This is a genomic window from Mesorhizobium sp. CA12, assembly GCF_020165255.1.
Lineage (GTDB): Bacteria > Pseudomonadota > Alphaproteobacteria > Rhizobiales > Rhizobiaceae > Mesorhizobium.
Genome location: NZ_JAIUHT010000017.1, coordinates 83712 through 98448, shown reverse-complemented (window position 1 = coordinate 98448; position 14737 = coordinate 83712). Strand labels below are relative to the sequence as shown.

The 14737-nt window shown below is 63.0% G+C and carries 13 protein-coding genes and 1 tRNA gene; 10 read left to right on the top strand and 4 right to left on the bottom strand.

Translation table 11 applies throughout. From position 1 onward, the window contains the following. The first annotated feature begins 119 nt into the window (after nt 1–119). Entirely contained in the window at nt 120–335 is a 216-nt protein-coding gene (locus tag LB520_RS24165) for a DUF2842 domain-containing protein (RefSeq protein ID WP_040999884.1), read from the top strand. A 52-nt stretch (nt 336–387) separates the two neighbouring features. Here the strand turns inward: LB520_RS24165 and LB520_RS24160 are convergent, their stop codons facing one another. Beyond that, nucleotides 388–1446, bottom strand: a complete 1059-nt coding sequence (locus LB520_RS24160; RefSeq protein WP_140842752.1) for a polysaccharide deacetylase family protein — start codon at nt 1444–1446, stop codon at nt 388–390. A 90-nt stretch (nt 1447–1536) separates the two neighbouring features. On the opposite strand from LB520_RS24160, the gene LB520_RS24155 reads away from it, so the two are divergent. Further along, nucleotides 1537–2766 carry a GNAT family N-acetyltransferase gene (locus tag LB520_RS24155; RefSeq protein ID WP_224639634.1) on the top strand — a complete coding sequence of 410 codons (1230 nt, stop codon included), beginning with the start codon at nt 1537–1539 and terminating at the stop codon, nt 2764–2766. A gap of 123 nt (nt 2767–2889) precedes the next feature. Continuing rightward, a complete protein-coding gene (locus tag LB520_RS24150) occupies nt 2890–3126 on the top strand; it encodes a hypothetical protein (RefSeq protein WP_073989633.1) in 237 nt (78 codons plus the stop codon). Between the two features lie 218 nt (nt 3127–3344). On the opposite strand, the gene LB520_RS24145 is transcribed toward LB520_RS24150, so the two are convergent. Further along, nucleotides 3345–3779, bottom strand: a complete 435-nt coding sequence (locus LB520_RS24145) for a peptidylprolyl isomerase (protein ID WP_224639633.1) — start codon at nt 3777–3779, stop codon at nt 3345–3347. 220 nt (nt 3780–3999) lie between these two features. Then, nucleotides 4000–6231: a GumC family protein gene (locus LB520_RS24140; protein WP_224639632.1), complete on the bottom strand. Its 2232-nt coding sequence runs from the start codon at nt 6229–6231 to the stop codon at nt 4000–4002. A gap of 263 nt (nt 6232–6494) precedes the next feature. Here LB520_RS24140 and LB520_RS24135 point away from each other — a divergent pair, with 263 nt between their 5' ends. From LB520_RS24135 to LB520_RS24110, 6 genes are all read left to right on the top strand, one after another. Next, entirely contained in the window at nt 6495–7058 is a 564-nt protein-coding gene (locus tag LB520_RS24135; RefSeq protein ID WP_095767646.1) for a polysaccharide biosynthesis/export family protein, read from the top strand. 10 nt (nt 7059–7068) lie between these two features. Beyond that, entirely contained in the window at nt 7069–8199 is a 1131-nt protein-coding gene (locus LB520_RS24130) for a glycosyltransferase family 4 protein (RefSeq protein ID WP_224639631.1), read from the top strand. 96 nt (nt 8200–8295) lie between these two features. Next, a complete protein-coding gene (locus LB520_RS24125) occupies nt 8296–9831 on the top strand; it encodes an undecaprenyl-phosphate glucose phosphotransferase (RefSeq protein WP_140842742.1) in 1536 nt (511 codons plus the stop codon). Nucleotides 9832–9920: 89 nt separating this feature from the next. Continuing rightward, the gene (locus tag LB520_RS24120) at nt 9921–11168 is read left to right on the top strand and encodes an O-antigen ligase family protein (protein WP_224639651.1); all 1248 of its coding nucleotides are present in this window, start codon (nt 9921–9923) and stop codon (nt 11166–11168) included. A 54-nt stretch (nt 11169–11222) separates the two neighbouring features. Then, nucleotides 11223–11299: transfer RNA gene (locus LB520_RS24115), tRNA-Pro, on the top strand. A gap of 416 nt (nt 11300–11715) precedes the next feature. Further along, the gene (locus LB520_RS24110; RefSeq protein ID WP_224639630.1) at nt 11716–12786 is read left to right on the top strand and encodes an acyltransferase family protein; all 1071 of its coding nucleotides are present in this window, start codon (nt 11716–11718) and stop codon (nt 12784–12786) included. A 1-nt stretch (nt 12787) separates the two neighbouring features. On the opposite strand, the gene LB520_RS24105 is transcribed toward LB520_RS24110, so the two are convergent. Further along, entirely contained in the window at nt 12788–13801 is a 1014-nt protein-coding gene (locus LB520_RS24105) for a sugar-binding transcriptional regulator (protein ID WP_095767893.1), read from the bottom strand. Nucleotides 13802–13954: 153 nt separating this feature from the next. On the opposite strand from LB520_RS24105, the gene LB520_RS24100 reads away from it, so the two are divergent. Further along, entirely contained in the window at nt 13955–14737 is a 783-nt protein-coding gene (locus LB520_RS24100) for a hypothetical protein (RefSeq protein WP_224639629.1), read from the top strand.

The following is a 14737-nucleotide window of genomic DNA, read 5'->3' as shown; positions in this document are numbered from 1 at the left end:
GTGGACCAAGGCCGCTCAACTGGCAAGACTGGACAGCGCGGCACGCCGTCGCGCCGGGTCGCGACGGTTGCGCGCTCTTGTCATTCGGCCTAAGCGGGGCGGGTCAACGGAACCGCGACATGCCCATTCGCCTGAAAAAGCTGATCGGAACCATATTGCTGGTGGCGCTGGTCGTCATCTACGCGCTGATCGCCTCCGCCGTCGCGGTCACCAGGCTCGCCGAATACGGGCCCACGGCGCATCTCCTGTTCTTCCTGCTCAGCGGCTTTCTCTGGGTTCTGCCGGCCATGGCCATCATCAAATGGCTGATTATCGAGCCGCGCCCGAAGGGCTGACCTCAAAGGCATCAGGCCATAGTGCTGACCAAGGCGCAGAGCGAGGCAGACTTCAGATCGTCACGACCATCTTGCCCGCATTAGCCAGCGGTGTCGTGATGCCGGACAGCATCGTGCGAATATGCGCAAGGCTCTGATAGCGGCCGTTGACGGAGATGCGCGGCAGCGCGTGCAGGAAGCCGGCGTGCTCGGCGCGCAGCACGCCGTGCCGCGTGGTCACCGCCGAGGCATAGCCTGCGTCGCGGGCAAAGCCCACCTCGCGGCAGCCGACCGCGCTGGCATAGCCATAAGGGTAAGCCAGATGACGCGGCTCCTCGCCGAGTTTTTCCGCGAGGACGCGGCGGACGTCGCCGATCTCATGGCGCCCATCGGCCTCGGACAGCCGCTTCAAGTTCCGATGATTGACGGTGTGCGCGCCGATGGTCACCAACGGGTGCGCGGCCATGATGCGAAGCTCATCCCAGTTCATCAACGTGCATGGGCGGCCCGAGCCGATTTTGAACCCAGTCGAACGGGCGAGCTCGCGCAGCGCTGCGCCTTGCTCTTCCTCGGGGACTTCCAAGGTCAGCCAGGCGTTCAGCCGCGCGACGGCCTGGATCTTTCGGCCTTGTGTCGAGCAATCGATCGCCGTCGACTTGCCCCCCATCGTCAGCGTCAGGCGCGAGCTGGTGTCGACGATGTCCTCGATCACGTCCCACCAGAGATCGACGGCGCCGTCGATCAGGCCGGGGGCGACGTAGATGGCGATCGGCGCGCCGTGTTTTTCCAGGATCGGAAGCGCCTCGGTCATGTTGTCGCGATAGGCGTCGTCGGCCGTGATCGTGGCGAACTGGCCGCCTTTCCCGCCCGTCTTGATGCGTTCGATCGCTTCATCAAGGGAAACAAAGGCATAACCCTGCCCCTTCATGTCCGAGATCAGCTTGTCGAGGAAAGTGGGAGCGATGTTCAGATGCCGATTGACGCTGTTCGGCTTCTCCGGTGTCGCGGTGACGCGGTGCAGCATCAGGATAGCGCCGATGCCGCCGACAAACGGCCGCGCCAGAGGAGCAAGGCCGGAGTAGCGGGCAAGGTTCAGCGCCAGCTTCCGGATTGCATCGCCCCCGTCGATCATTCCTTCACCTTTTGCGCCTAGGCTTATTCAAGCACGACATTCGCCTATGCGAACCCCAGGTTGCAACCAATACGTCTTAAGGATTGAGGGATGGTTGACGCCACCGCGTCATTTGATGGCAATCGGGTCGCGGCCGACGAGGCTTCCGCGCGCCCGGTGCGAGCCGACCAGGACCGGTGGATTGCGACCGCAAGCGGCGGCACCGGCCTTGCCGACTATGTGCAATTCTGCGCCTCGGCGCTGTTCGCGCCGGCGCAAAGCGCATCCTGGGTGAGCAACTGGGCGGCCGCGACCGGCGCCGACATGGTTGTCGCGACGCTGTCCTGCGATGGCCGCCCCGTGCTGTCGCTGGCCCTGGAGATCGTGCGACGCGGCCCGTTCAAGGTTGCCCGTTTCGCCGGCGGGCGCCACGCCAACGGCAATTTCGCCGCCGCCGACCCGCGTTTCCTGCCTGCTATCGACGGCCAGGCGATCCGCTCGATGTTCAAGGCAATCGCGCGGGCGCGGCCGGATATCGACCTGATCTCGCTTGAAAGGCTGCTGCCAGACCTCGACGGCGTCGCCAACCCGCTGGCCGCGCTGCCCGGCTTTCCAAGTCCGAACCTTGCGCTTGCGGTCGATCTCGGCGGCGGGTTCGACGCGCTGCTGTCGCGCGCGAGCGGCAAGCGCAAGCGCAAGAAGCACCGCTCGCAGACGCGCAAGTTCGAGGCGGTCGGCACCTTCCGCCGCATCGAGGCGCGCACACCCGAGGAGGTCGACAGGCTGCTCGATGCCTTCCTCTCGATGAAGGAGGTGCGTTTCGCCAAGATGGGCATCGCCAATGTCTTCGGCGACAGACAAATACGCGACTTCTTCCGGGCACTGTTCGCCGATGCGCTGGCCGAGGAAAAGCCGCCATTCCTGCTGCACGGCCTGGATGTGGCGGGCAAGCTGCGCGCGGTGACCGGCTCCAGCCGGTCCGGCAAGCGGCTGATCTGCGAGTTCGGCGCCATCGCCGAGGACGATCTCTCGTCCGCCAGCCCGGGCGACTTCCTGTTCTTCGACAACATCCAGGAAGCCTGCGAGCTTGGCTTCGATGTGTATGACTTCTCAGTCGGCGACGAGCCTTACAAGCGGCTCTGGTGCGACATCGAGGTCCAGCATTTCGAGGTGCTTGCGCCGCTGACGCTGAAGGGCCGGGTGCTGGCGGCAGGGCTGCGGCAAGGCGCGCGCGCCAAGGCCTTCATCAAGAACAACCCGACGGTCTGGAAGCTGACCAAGGTGCTGCGTCGCAAGGCTGCCGGACAGGTGGCGCCTGTCGCGGCCGAAGACGACAGCTAGGCCTGGTCAGAGTCGCACAATCGCCGTCGTGTTCCCGGCGCGATGCGCGCAAGCGGGACCCTGAGTGACTCAACGGAACCTATCGAGCGCCGGGAGGTTCTCGCACCCAGAAGGAGAATGGCCATGGCTAAGTGCGACCAGTGCGGCAACGACTATGACAAGGCATTCCTTGTGAGCCTGGGCGGGCAAACCTACACGTTCGACAGCTTCGAGTGCGCGGTCCAGAAGCTTGCGCCGACCTGCCCTCACTGCAGGGTGCGGATCATGGGACATGGCGTCGAGCAGGGCGATGTCATCTATTGCTGCGCGCACTGCGCCGGGCAGGAAGGGGCCAACGCTCTGACCGATCGCGCGCCGTGACAATCGCGATTCCGCTGCCCCTTCGGGCCACGCGGGAATGCCTTTTCGAACGCGCCCTTGACCGCGACCCTGCGGCAGTCGTTCAGTTCTGGAGCGGTTGCACCGTTTCACGGAAACGGCGAACCGCGCTGTCTCTTTGTCTTTGACGCAATTCCAGCCGGAAGGCTGCGGCGAAGTTGCCGAACCTAACCGCTCACACTTTTCCTGGAATTGCCTAACTATGCCGCCTGAACGATCTCGACCAATTCAACGTCGAACACTAGGTCCTTTCCGGCCAACGGATGATTGCCGTCGAGCTTGACGCTGGCATCGTCCACGCCGATGACCGTTACTTGCATGGCACGTCCCTCGCGGGTGCGGGCTTGCAGTCGGGTGCCAATATCGACGTTGATGTTTTCCGGCACGCTGGCGCGGTCGATGGTTACGACCGCTTCAGAGCGATGTGGGCCATAAGCGGCGTCGGCGGGGACGGTGACGGTGCTTTTCGCGCCGACCTCCATGCCTTCGACATGGGTTTCGAGACCAGCGATTATCTGTCCTTCACCCAGTGTAAACTGCAACGGTTCATTGCCGGAAGAATCGAATTGGGTGCCGTCGACCAGACGCCCAATGTAGTTGATGCGCACGGTGTCGCCGTTCTTGGCCTGTGTCATAACAGCCATCCTTTGGGAGTTGAGGGGCCGGCCTAGGGTTCACGGTCCCGCTCTCGAGCATCCACGCACGAAAATGCGCAGCGCGAAGCATCAAAACTAGGTGCCTCGCCGCCCATGTAAAGTGCAGGAGTCGCCGAGAAATGCCGCGGTTCGCCCTTGTAGCTAAGAATTGCCCCGGGACTGAGCCGTGTCCCATTCGTCGCGGTGCCGGCCTCCGGTCTTATGCGGCCGACCGGCGTCGGGGCAATGGGTCTCCCGGTTCATGGCCGACCGGTGTGACCAGTGTCAGGTTGGGATAGCCGTTCTCGATCAGCTTGACCGCGGCCTGCGTCACCTGGTCGTCGGCCTCTAGCATGGACAGGAAGACTTCGGTGCCGTCACCGACCAGGCGGCCGATGCCTTGCGCGTCGGCCGGGCCGCATTCGACCACGACGAGATCGTAGGCCGTGGTCAGCGACTGCATGATGATCGGCAGCCGATCGGCGGCGCGCATCGCGCGGACGGGGTCGGCGGTGCCGACCGGAATGACATGCGCGTCGGAATAAAGATCGGGGTGGATGACGTCGCTGAACTGCGCTTCGGAAGCAAGCAGATTGGTGATACCCGGGAAAAGGCTCGAGTCCAGCATCGGCCGCGATGCGGCGCCCGATGCCGTGAGGTCAAGCAGCAGCACGCGCAGGCCGGCGTCAGCTACTTCACGCGCCACGAGCACGGCGGAGGCGGCCGCCTCGTCGCCTTCCGGCGATACGAAGATCGCGCGCGCGGCGCCGGAACCGATCAACTTCTCGGCAGCCCTGTCGACATCTATCTCGCCGAGTCTGGACGGACCCGGCTTGGGTTCCGGCTCGGGCATTGGTTGCTCTGCCGCAACGGTGTCGGCTTCAAATGTCTCATTCTGCGCGATCGGCGGCTGTCTCTCCGGACGTCGCTCGCTGGCCATGGACGTCTCATAGGACGCGAAAGGACTGTGGTCGTCCTCGATTTCGGCTACAACCGGCTCGGTGCGCGCAGCGGGCATCGCCACCTGCTCGATATCGGTGAAACGGGCGCCGGCGGCCGGACGCATGGCACGGCCCGAGAACAGCTCGCCAAGCAGCGTGCCGATCGCCATCAGCAGCAGCGAAGCGGCGGCGGCGGCCCCGGTGATCGGCCCGATCTTCGGAAAATAAGGTTGCGACGGCACCTGGGCCTGCGCGATCAGGCTCGCCGCCACAGGCGAGTATCTGCGATCCTTGCGCGAGGCTACCGCATTGTAACTGGCCATATAGGATTCAAGCTGTTGGCGCTGAACGTTCGCGTCGCGCTGCAAGGCATCCAGCTGCACCTGCTGCTCGCCAGCGCGCGCCGACGCGGCCTTCAAGGTGTTGACGTCCGCGATCAGCTGATCCTCGCGGGCCTTCGCCGTCTGAGCCTGAGCCGACAACCCCCGGATGATCTTTTGCGCCTCGTTGCGAATCTGGCCGTCGAGGTCGGCAAGCTGCGACTTCAGCGCCCGGATGCGCGGATGATTGTCCAGCAGGGTTGTGGAAAGATCGGCGATATTGGCCCTCAGCTCCACCTGGCGCTCGCGCAGGCGCTGGATCAACTCGGAAGACAGGACCTCCGGCACGCTGTCCAGCGAACCGCCATTCCGCAGCGCCCGGCGCACGCTCTCGGCACTCGCCTCGGCGGCGGCGCGGCTGGCGCGCACACGCGACAATTCGCTCGACAGCTCAGAGAGCTGCTGAGTCGGAAGCACCGAATTGTTGCCGCCCATCAGCAGGTCGGACTGGGCGCGGAACGCGGCGACCTTGGCCTCGGCTTCCCTCACGCGATTCTGCAGATCGGCGATTTCCGGCGCCAGAAAGTTGGTCGCGGCGGCGTTCGATTCGAGCTTGGCGTCACTCTTCGAGGCGATATAGGCCTCGGCAATGCCATTCGCGACCGCTGCGGCAAGCTTGGGATCCTTCGAGGCGAACTCGATCGCGATCGCGCGCGTCTTTTCAACGGCGTAAACATTGAGCTTGTCGTGCATGGCGTTCAGCACACGCTCGTCCGGCGGGATATCGAAGGGATCGCTTTTCAAGCCGACGAGCACAAGCACACGCCCGAGCGACGACATTTTCAGCGTTTCGTCGAACTCCGGCAACTTGTCCAGGTTGAGTTTGGTCGCCACCTGCTTGAGGATGTCGGGCGAGGAAATGATCTGGACCTGGGTGGCCACGCCCTGCTCGTCGAGAATCGGCTTATCGTCGTCGTTGGTGCCCGGAGGCCGGGTGTATTCCGATTCGCGCGAGCCGATCTCCAGCTTGGCTGTCGCTTTATAATAGGGCGTCGCGAGCCAGGCGAAGGCGAAGGCCAGCCCGGTGACCAAAAGCGTGACAAAAACAATGCGCAGCCAGTTCCTCGCCAGGCTGGCGAAAAGCTGTCTCAGATCGACATCGACGTCTGCGGCCGCTGACTGAACGGACATGCATCCTGCTCCGAACTTTGAGTCGAAGCTGGACCGTAAAGAACTATGGTAACTCACCCGTTAAGATCAGAATGAATGCTTATTAGAGGGCGCTCAAAGAAGATTGCTCGAAAGCAATAGAACAATTGGGCTTTTTACCGATCTCCGCTCTCCCGGACCGAGCTCCTTTACCGCCCATTAACCCTAACAGGATGATAACGGTCGCACTTTCCTGGGGTTGTGCCGCGGCTTGCGGCAAGAGCGATGAAGGTTCCTGGCCGGTCATGAAAAGCACTGCTTCCCTCTTTCGCGCTTTGCTTGCCCTGTCGCTGCTCACCGGCTGCTCGAGCTACCGCCCGACACCCGCCGCCTTTCATGAAGTGCTCGATCAGCCCTACCGACTCGGCGCCGGCGACCGCGTCCGTGTCACGGTGTTCGAGCAGGACGGGTTGACCAACACCTACAGCGTTGACCAGTCCGGCTATCTCTCCTTTCCGTTGGTCGGCGCGGTGCCGGCGCGCGGCCACACCGCGCAGCAGTTGGAAAAGGCGATCGCCGACAAGCTGCGCCAAGGCTATCTGCGCGATCCCGACGTTTCGGTCGAAATCGACCGCTACCGGCCGATCTTCGTCATGGGCGAAGTGGGCGCTGCCGGGCAGTATTCCTACGTGCCGGGACTCACCGTGCAAAAGGCGGTCGCCATTGCCGGCGGCTTCACGCCGCGCGCCAATCAGGAGAGCGTCGACATCACCCGCGATATCAACGGCAAGGTGATGACCGGGCGGGTGCTGACATCCGATCCACTCCTGCCCGGCGACACCGTCTACGTCCGCGAACGGCTGTTCTGAAAAACCCGTCGTGGCGGTGAACCTCAGGATCGTGCACTGCTTTCGCTCACCTGTCGGAGGAATCTTCCGGCACGTGCGCGACCTGACCGAGGCGCAGGTCGCCGCCGGCCATGCGGTGGGAATCGTCTGCGACTCGACCACCGGCGGCGACTATGAGGAGCGCTTGTTCGAGGCGATGAAGGACAGCCTCGCGCTCGGCATCCATCGCACGCCGATGCAGCGTCATGTCGGGCCGGGCGACCTCGCCTCGGCCTGGCGCACCTATCGAATCATCCAGGAATTGCGGCCGGACGTGCTGCACGGGCACGGCGCCAAGGGTGGCGCCTATGCCCGGCTGTTCGGCTCACTGTTGCGGGTATCAAGGTTTCGCGTTGCCCGCCTCTATTCGCCGCATGGCGGCTCCCTCCACTATGACGAAACGACGGCGATGGGAAAGCTGTTCTTCGGCCTGGAGCGTTTCATGGCGCGCTTCACCGATTGCCTGCTGTTCGTTTCCGACTACGAGCGCAACACCTATCGCCGCAAGGTCGGCGAGCCGCCCATACCCAACACGCTTGTCTATAACGGCCTGCGCGCCACCGAATTCGAACCGGTGACGGCGGCGGCGAATGCCGCCGATTTCCTGTACATCGGCATGATGCGTGACCTGAAGGGCCCGGATATCTTCATCGATGCGCTGGCTATGGCCGGCGACGAGCTCGGACGCCCCTTAAGCGCCGTGATGGTCGGCGACGGCGACGACCTGCCGCGCTACCACGCGCAAGTGGAGCGACTCGGCCTGAAAAGCCACGTCAGATTCCTGCCGCCCATGCCGGCGAGACAGGCTTTCGCTCTGGCCGAGTTGATTGTGGTGCCATCCCGCGCGGAGGCGATGCCCTATATCGTGCTCGAAGCTTTAGCCGCCGGCATGCCGATGATCGCGACCGCTGTCGGAGGTATTCCGGAAATTTTCGGCGAAGACTCCCCTGCCCTAATCCGTCCCGACGCATCCCAGCTCGCCGCCAAAATGGGGGCGGCGCTCAGCGACTTTGACGGCTATCGAAAACTGATGCCGCAAGCCGATGAGCTGAAGGCCCGATTCGGTGCTGACGTCATGGCCGCCGATATCGAGAAGGCCTATTTCGCCGCACTGAACAAATAGGCCGCGGGCCGCAACAACTCCAAAACCGCCGGTTGTTTCAAGGCTTTCTTAGCTCTCTTTTGCTATGCAGTTGCGCGAAGCTCGCGGACAGTTCCCATGAATGAGATCGACCCCGCGCACCGCTTTTCCATGGATGCGGTGCGCAACTACGATGCTCCCGCCGATGGCGAAAAGCCTGGCGGCATCAACGATGTGGCGCGCCAGGTCGCTTCGCAATACCGGCGTGATACCATGTCGCCGATCATGGTCAGCGGCGTGCTGCGCATGGTCGAGTTCGCGATGCTGTTCCTGTCTGGGCTCGGCGTCTATTTCTACTATGTCGGCTTCTTCAGCTATCTGGCCTGGCAGTATCCGTTGGCGATCGCGGCTACGTCGTTCCTGGCCGTGGTGCTGCTCGACGTGACCGATTGCTACCAGATCGCGGCGCTGATGCGCCCCCTCGCGAATTTCGGCCGCGTGCTGCTGGTCTGGGCCGGCAGCTTCGCGCTGATGGCGCTCACCGCCTTCGCCATCAAGGCGTCGGAAGACTATTCGCGCCTGTTGTTCGGCACCTGGTTCGTGGCCGGCTTCGCGCTGATCTTCGGCCTGAGACTCGTGATGTCCAGCCTCATCCGGCGCTGGGCGCGCGACGGCCGCATGGAGCGCCGCGCGCTCATCGTCGGCGGCGGCAAGGCGGCCGAGCAGCTGATCCGCTCGGTCGAGAAGCAGCCCTACAACGACATCCGCATCTGCGGCATCTTCGACGACCGCAACGACAAGCGCTCGCCGCCGATCGTCGCCGGCTATCCGAAGCTCGGCACCATCTCCGAGCTGATCGAATTCGCCCGCATCGCGCGCATCGACATGCTGATCGTGTCGTTGCCACTGACCGCCGAATCGCGCGTCCTGCAGCTTCTGAAGAAACTCTGGGTGCTGCCGGTCGATATCCGGCTTTCGGCACATTCCAACGCGCTGCAGTTCCGGCCGCGCGCCTATTCCTATATCGGCTCGGTGCCGATGCTCGACATCTTCGACAAGCCGATCAACGACTGGGATTCGGTCGCCAAGCGCGCCTTCGACATCGTCTTTTCACTCATCGGGATCATCGTCTTCTCGCCGGTGATGCTCGTCACCGCGATCGCCATCAAGCTCGACAGCAAGGGTCCGGTGCTGTTCAAGCAGAAACGGCACGGCTTCAACAACGAGATCATCGAAGTCTACAAGTTCCGCTCGATGTTCACCGACCGCTCCGATCCGACCGCCAAGCAGACGGTGACCAAGAACGATCCGCGCGTCACCCGCGTGGGCCGCTTCATCCGCAAGACCTCGATCGACGAGCTGCCGCAGTTCTTCAACTCGCTGTTCGGCTCGCTGTCGCTGGTTGGGCCGCGCCCGCATGCCATCGCCGCGCAGTCGCACAACCTCCTCTACAACGAGGTGGTGGACGGCTACTTCGCCCGCCACAAGGTCAAGCCCGGCGTCACCGGCTGGGCGCAAATCAACGGCTGGCGCGGCGAGATGGACACCAACGAAAAGATCCGCATGCGCACCGAATACGACCTCTATTACATCGAGAACTGGTCGATGCTGTTCGACCTGCGCATCCTGTTCCTGACACCGATCCGCCTGCTCAACACGGAAAACGCCTATTGAGCGCCGTCGCCCATGAGTTGCCGCCGCGGGCTGTCAACCAGTTGCAGCCATCGGCTGTCAACCAGTTGCAGCCATCGGCTGTCAACCAGTTGCCGCCTGGGGCGGTCAACGCCAAGTTGATTTCGCTGATCGCATCGGCTGCGATCGGCGTCGGCATCCTGCTTTCCGGCTTCGTCATCAGCGAGCCGGCGCCCTATGAAATCTACATGGCCGGGCTGATCGCGGTCTGGGCGCTGTTCGGCCTTCGAATTTCGCGCGCGATCGTGCCCCTGCTGGTGCTTCTGGTGGCGATGAATATCGGCGGCATGATCGCGATGACCCAGATGGCCGACCTCGCCAACACCCCGCTCTATCTCTCCGTCTCCCTTTTTTTGGCCTTCAGCGCGGTGTTCTTCGCTTCGGTGACTTCGGTCCAGCCTAGCCTCTACCGGCTGATCTTCATCGCCTATGTCGTGTCGGCGGTGGCGACGTCGCTGCTCGGCATCGCCGGTTACTTTCATGCGTTTCCAGGCGCGGAAATGTTCACCAAATACGACCGCGCCGCCGGTGCCTTCCAGGATCCGAACGTGTTCGGGCCGTTCCTGGTGCTGCCCGGCACCTATCTGCTCTATCTGCTCTTGACCGGGCCGGTGTCGCGGATGCCGCTTTTGGCGGTGCCGCTTCTCATCATCAGCGCCGGCATCTTCTTCTCCTTCTCGCGCGGCGCCTGGGGCATGTTCGCCGTGTCGGCGGTGCTGCTTACCGCCTGCCTGTTCCTGCAGAGCGCCAGCGGCAAGTTCCGGCTGCGCGTGGTGGTAATGACGATCGCGGCCGCGGCGCTGCTGGTCATCGCCCTCATCGTCATCCTGCAGTTGCCCGGCGTGTCGGACATGTTCACCCAGCGCGCGCAGCTTGAGCAGAGCTATGATTCGGCGCGGCTCGGCCGCTTCGCCCGCTATTCGATCGGCTTCCAGCTGGCGATGGAGCACCCGTTCGGCATCGGCCCGCTGGTCTTCGGCACGATCTATGGCGAGGACACGCACGACATCTGGCTGAAGGCGCTGATGGATTATGGCTGGCTCGGCTTCGTCTCGTTCCTGACGCTGACGCTATGGACGATCGGCGCCGGCTTCCGCATCCTTCTGCGCGACCGGCCATGGCAGCCCTATCTGCTCTGCGCCTATGTCGCCTATCTCGGCAATATCGGCCTCGGCACCTTCATCGACATCGACCACTGGCGCCATCTCTATTTGCTGCTCGGCCTGGTCTGGGGCGCGATCGCGCTGGAGTACCGGCACCAGCGGGAATTGCGGCTGACGAGGTCTGCATCCCTGCCTGCAATTTCACCTTTGCGATAGGCACCGAATTCGGTTGACCCGCACCGCCTTATCACGATACATCGCCACCCGGTCCGGAGTGTAGCGCAGCCCGGTAGCGCACTTGACTGGGGGTCAAGGGGTCGTCGGTTCGAATCCGGCCACTCCGACCATTTGAAAGAGAACTTCCCCCCAAGTTCTTAGGTTGAGCCGAAGGCTTCCGCTCCTTGGGCAACCGTTTGGTCCAAAAACAGCTTCTCGTTGATTTTAGAGTAGTTCCGCGACTTATCGGCAGAAGCTTGGGGGCTGTCACGCGAGCGGAAGATCTATCTGGCCAGGAGGCCGAAGAACAAGAAGATCGTTGTCCGTCCGCCAGTGGGGCATGCGGTGCGCTTCTTCATCGGCGATCAGAATCGTCGACGCAGTGACGTGCATGGCGCCGAGCAGCGCCTCCGTTCTCCCCATGGCGCCGGGCGCTGACACCGGCGTGGAGCGTTAACGGATTTGTTAATGCGGCTCGGCGTATAGGATTCCAAGCAGTATCGACAGTTCTGAGCACCGCTTCGCGCTTACAGCAACGGCACTCTGTATGAAACCGAAGCCTTCTTCAGCGGGATCGAGCCTCACACAGCTGACCAGCTTGCGATTTTTCGCCGCTCTCTATGTGCTTGCCTTCCATTCGGCAGACATCGACGGAGCGCCGCCCCCGATCGCCAATTTTGTGCTGAACGGCTATCTGGGCGTCTCGTTCTTCTTCCTGCTGTCCGGCTTCATCCTCACCCATTCCTACTTCGACAAGATGTCTGACTGGTACGAGATCCGACAGTTCGCCTTAGCGAGATTTTCCAGAATTTATCCAATCCATCTCCTTGCCCTCATTGTGGCTCTGCCGCTGACAAGCATGCCCTTAGATCAACCGCTTGCATCACTGGCGACACTTGGCCTTGTTCAGGCATGGGGCGCGCCAACGACAATGCTCGGATTCTTCTGGAATCCTCCGGGTTGGACACTCTCGATCGAGTTCTTTTTCTATCTTGTGTTCCCGTTATTGCTTCCCGTCCTTTCAAGGCTTACGGCCGGAGTCCTGTGGATCAGCCTGGCAGCTTTGGTGCTGATTTTCGTAGTTATGTGTCTGCCGGGTCTCGGACCGACCGGCTACCTTGCGTTCGACTGGATGGAGTTGGTGCCTCTCCCGCTGCTGAGGCTGCCCGAATTCATGACCGGCATCATTTGCGCTCTGCTGTTTAGGGCCGGCGCGTTCGATCGCTTCCGCAGCGACCTGGCCGCCATTCTGGCCATGGCGTTCACGGTTGCCACGCTTGTCGCGACACGCATGGTGACGACAGGGGGTTTCGCGGCGATCGGCTTTGTCGCGCTGATTGCGACATGCGCCGTGAATGACGGCAAGACCCAACGCGTGCTGTCGTACAAGCCGCTCGTGCTGCTGGGCAATGCAAGCTATGCCCTCTACATCCTGCAAATCCCGGTGCGAAAGTGGATTCCGGTGCTGTTCACCGGAGAATGGGATTGGGTCGGAAGTCTTTTGTACCAGCCTTTGCTGATCGTCATTTCGGTCGCCGTCTTCGTTCTGGTGGAGGAACCTGCCCGCAAGCACCTGCGCTCCTCAATTCCGCAGCGAGCGAGCCCTTCCGTCGCATGATTCAAGCGCCATGCGCCGCGAGCATGCGGCGTGCGCTTTCCTCGTCGGTGATCAGGATGGTCGGCGCGATCAGGTTCATGGCGCCGAGCAGCGCCTCGGTCTTTTCCGCGCCGCCGGAGGTGAGGATGCGGATCGGCGCCTTGCGCAGGCGGTCGACATCCACGGACATCACATGGCTGTTGACGGGATGGTCGACCAGATCGCCATTGCGGTCATAGAAATGGAACAGGAGATCGCCGACGGCGCCGCGCGCAAGCAGCGCCTCGCGGTCCGCTTCCTTCAGGAAGCCGCCGCGCGAGAAGGTGGTGGCCGAAGCGATCCCGCCGACGCTGAGCAGCACGGCGTCGAGCGCATCGGCCATCTCAAAAATCTCCTGCAGGCCGCAGCGCTCGACCAGCGCGATTTTTGTCTCGACGCTGTCGACGACCGCAGGCGTCGGCATCAGATAGCCATCACCCTGGAAGATCTGGGCGAAGCGCCAGGCGAACTCGGCCGGGTTGACCCGGCGCGCGACGCCGACGCCGCCAAGCAGCGAAATCACGCTGAAATCGGTTAGCGATTTGGCGCTGATGAAGGGCAAGGTGTTGAACAGCGTGACTCCCCAGCCGACGCCGACCCGCATGCCGGATTTCATCGCGTCAGACAGGAACATGCCGGTCTTGGCGGCGATTGCCGGGATCGGGTCGGCATTGGGATCGGTGAGCGGCGCCACCAGCGCCTGCTGTAGTCCGAAGGTCTGTTCGAGCGCGCGCTCCAGCCGCACGATCTCCAAAAGCTCGCTCTCGATGGTGATCTTCACCTCGTTGCGTGCCCTCGCCTCGGCCAGCATGCGCACGATGGTGACGCGGCCGACGCCGAGCACGTCGGCGATCTCGTTTTGCGTCATCTGCTCGACGAAATACATCCAGGCGGCGCGGATCCTGAGGCGGTCGGTTCGGCTTTCGCTGACGACCTGCTCGGATGCCTCGGCCGCCGCCCTGCCGTTTTCGGATTCACCCTGCCGTCGCCTGCCCAAATTCCCCTCCAACCCCGGCGGTGACACTGCCGTCGCCGATTCTGCATGCTGGTTAAATATCGCCTATTGATCTACCAATCGAGACGAACAATCTAGAGAGGGCGGCTGGCGCCCAAAGCCGTGACAGGCTTCAGCATTTCGAGGCAATTGGCGATGCTGCGACAAATTTCCGAAGACGTCCGCGCCAACCTGAAGGACCGGCTTCGGGAACTGCGCGACGCCATCCGCCAGAACCGCCACGACAGCGCCGGCGATGCCTCGCAAGATATCGCCGGCAATTTGCCTCCCTTCCCGGGCCGCAGCCTGCTCGGCCACGCCGCGAGCGCCGTCGACGGGGCGCTGACGATTGCCGAATCCTTCGTACCGCATTCCCGGCCGCTCAAGGTCGACGGCACGACCGTCAAAAGCCTGCGGATCTATTTCCCGCATGGCGATGAAGACCGGCAGATCGGCGGCGAGCGTCAGTTCAGGCGCGACATGTATTATCTGACCCGCGCGGTCCTCGCCGGCTACGGCATCGACAATCCGCGCATCCACGAGGCGAGTTTTTCCGCCGTGCATGTCGCGATGCGCAAGCGCCACGCGGATCTCCTGGCCGGCGCGACGGCGGACGCGGCATCGACGGACCAGGTCGCGGCGGCCTGCGCGGCTCTCCTCATCGAATGCCTCAACCACCGTCCGGTTCAGCCTAGCGAGATCGGAACAGGCCCGGCGATAGGCGGCGACCGGTCTCTCGACATCAGGAGCCTTGCGCCTGTGGCGCTTGCCTGCGGACTGGCGACCAAGGCGGACGGAACGCCCGAGCCCGACATTCTCGAGATCGCGGTGCTGGCTGCCGAAGTGCGGGAGGACCGCATCCGGCAGGCCTGCGCCCAGGCCAATGCCGTCCAGGAACTGACACCGGTTCTCGCCACCCTGCTCGCGCATTTAGCGTAA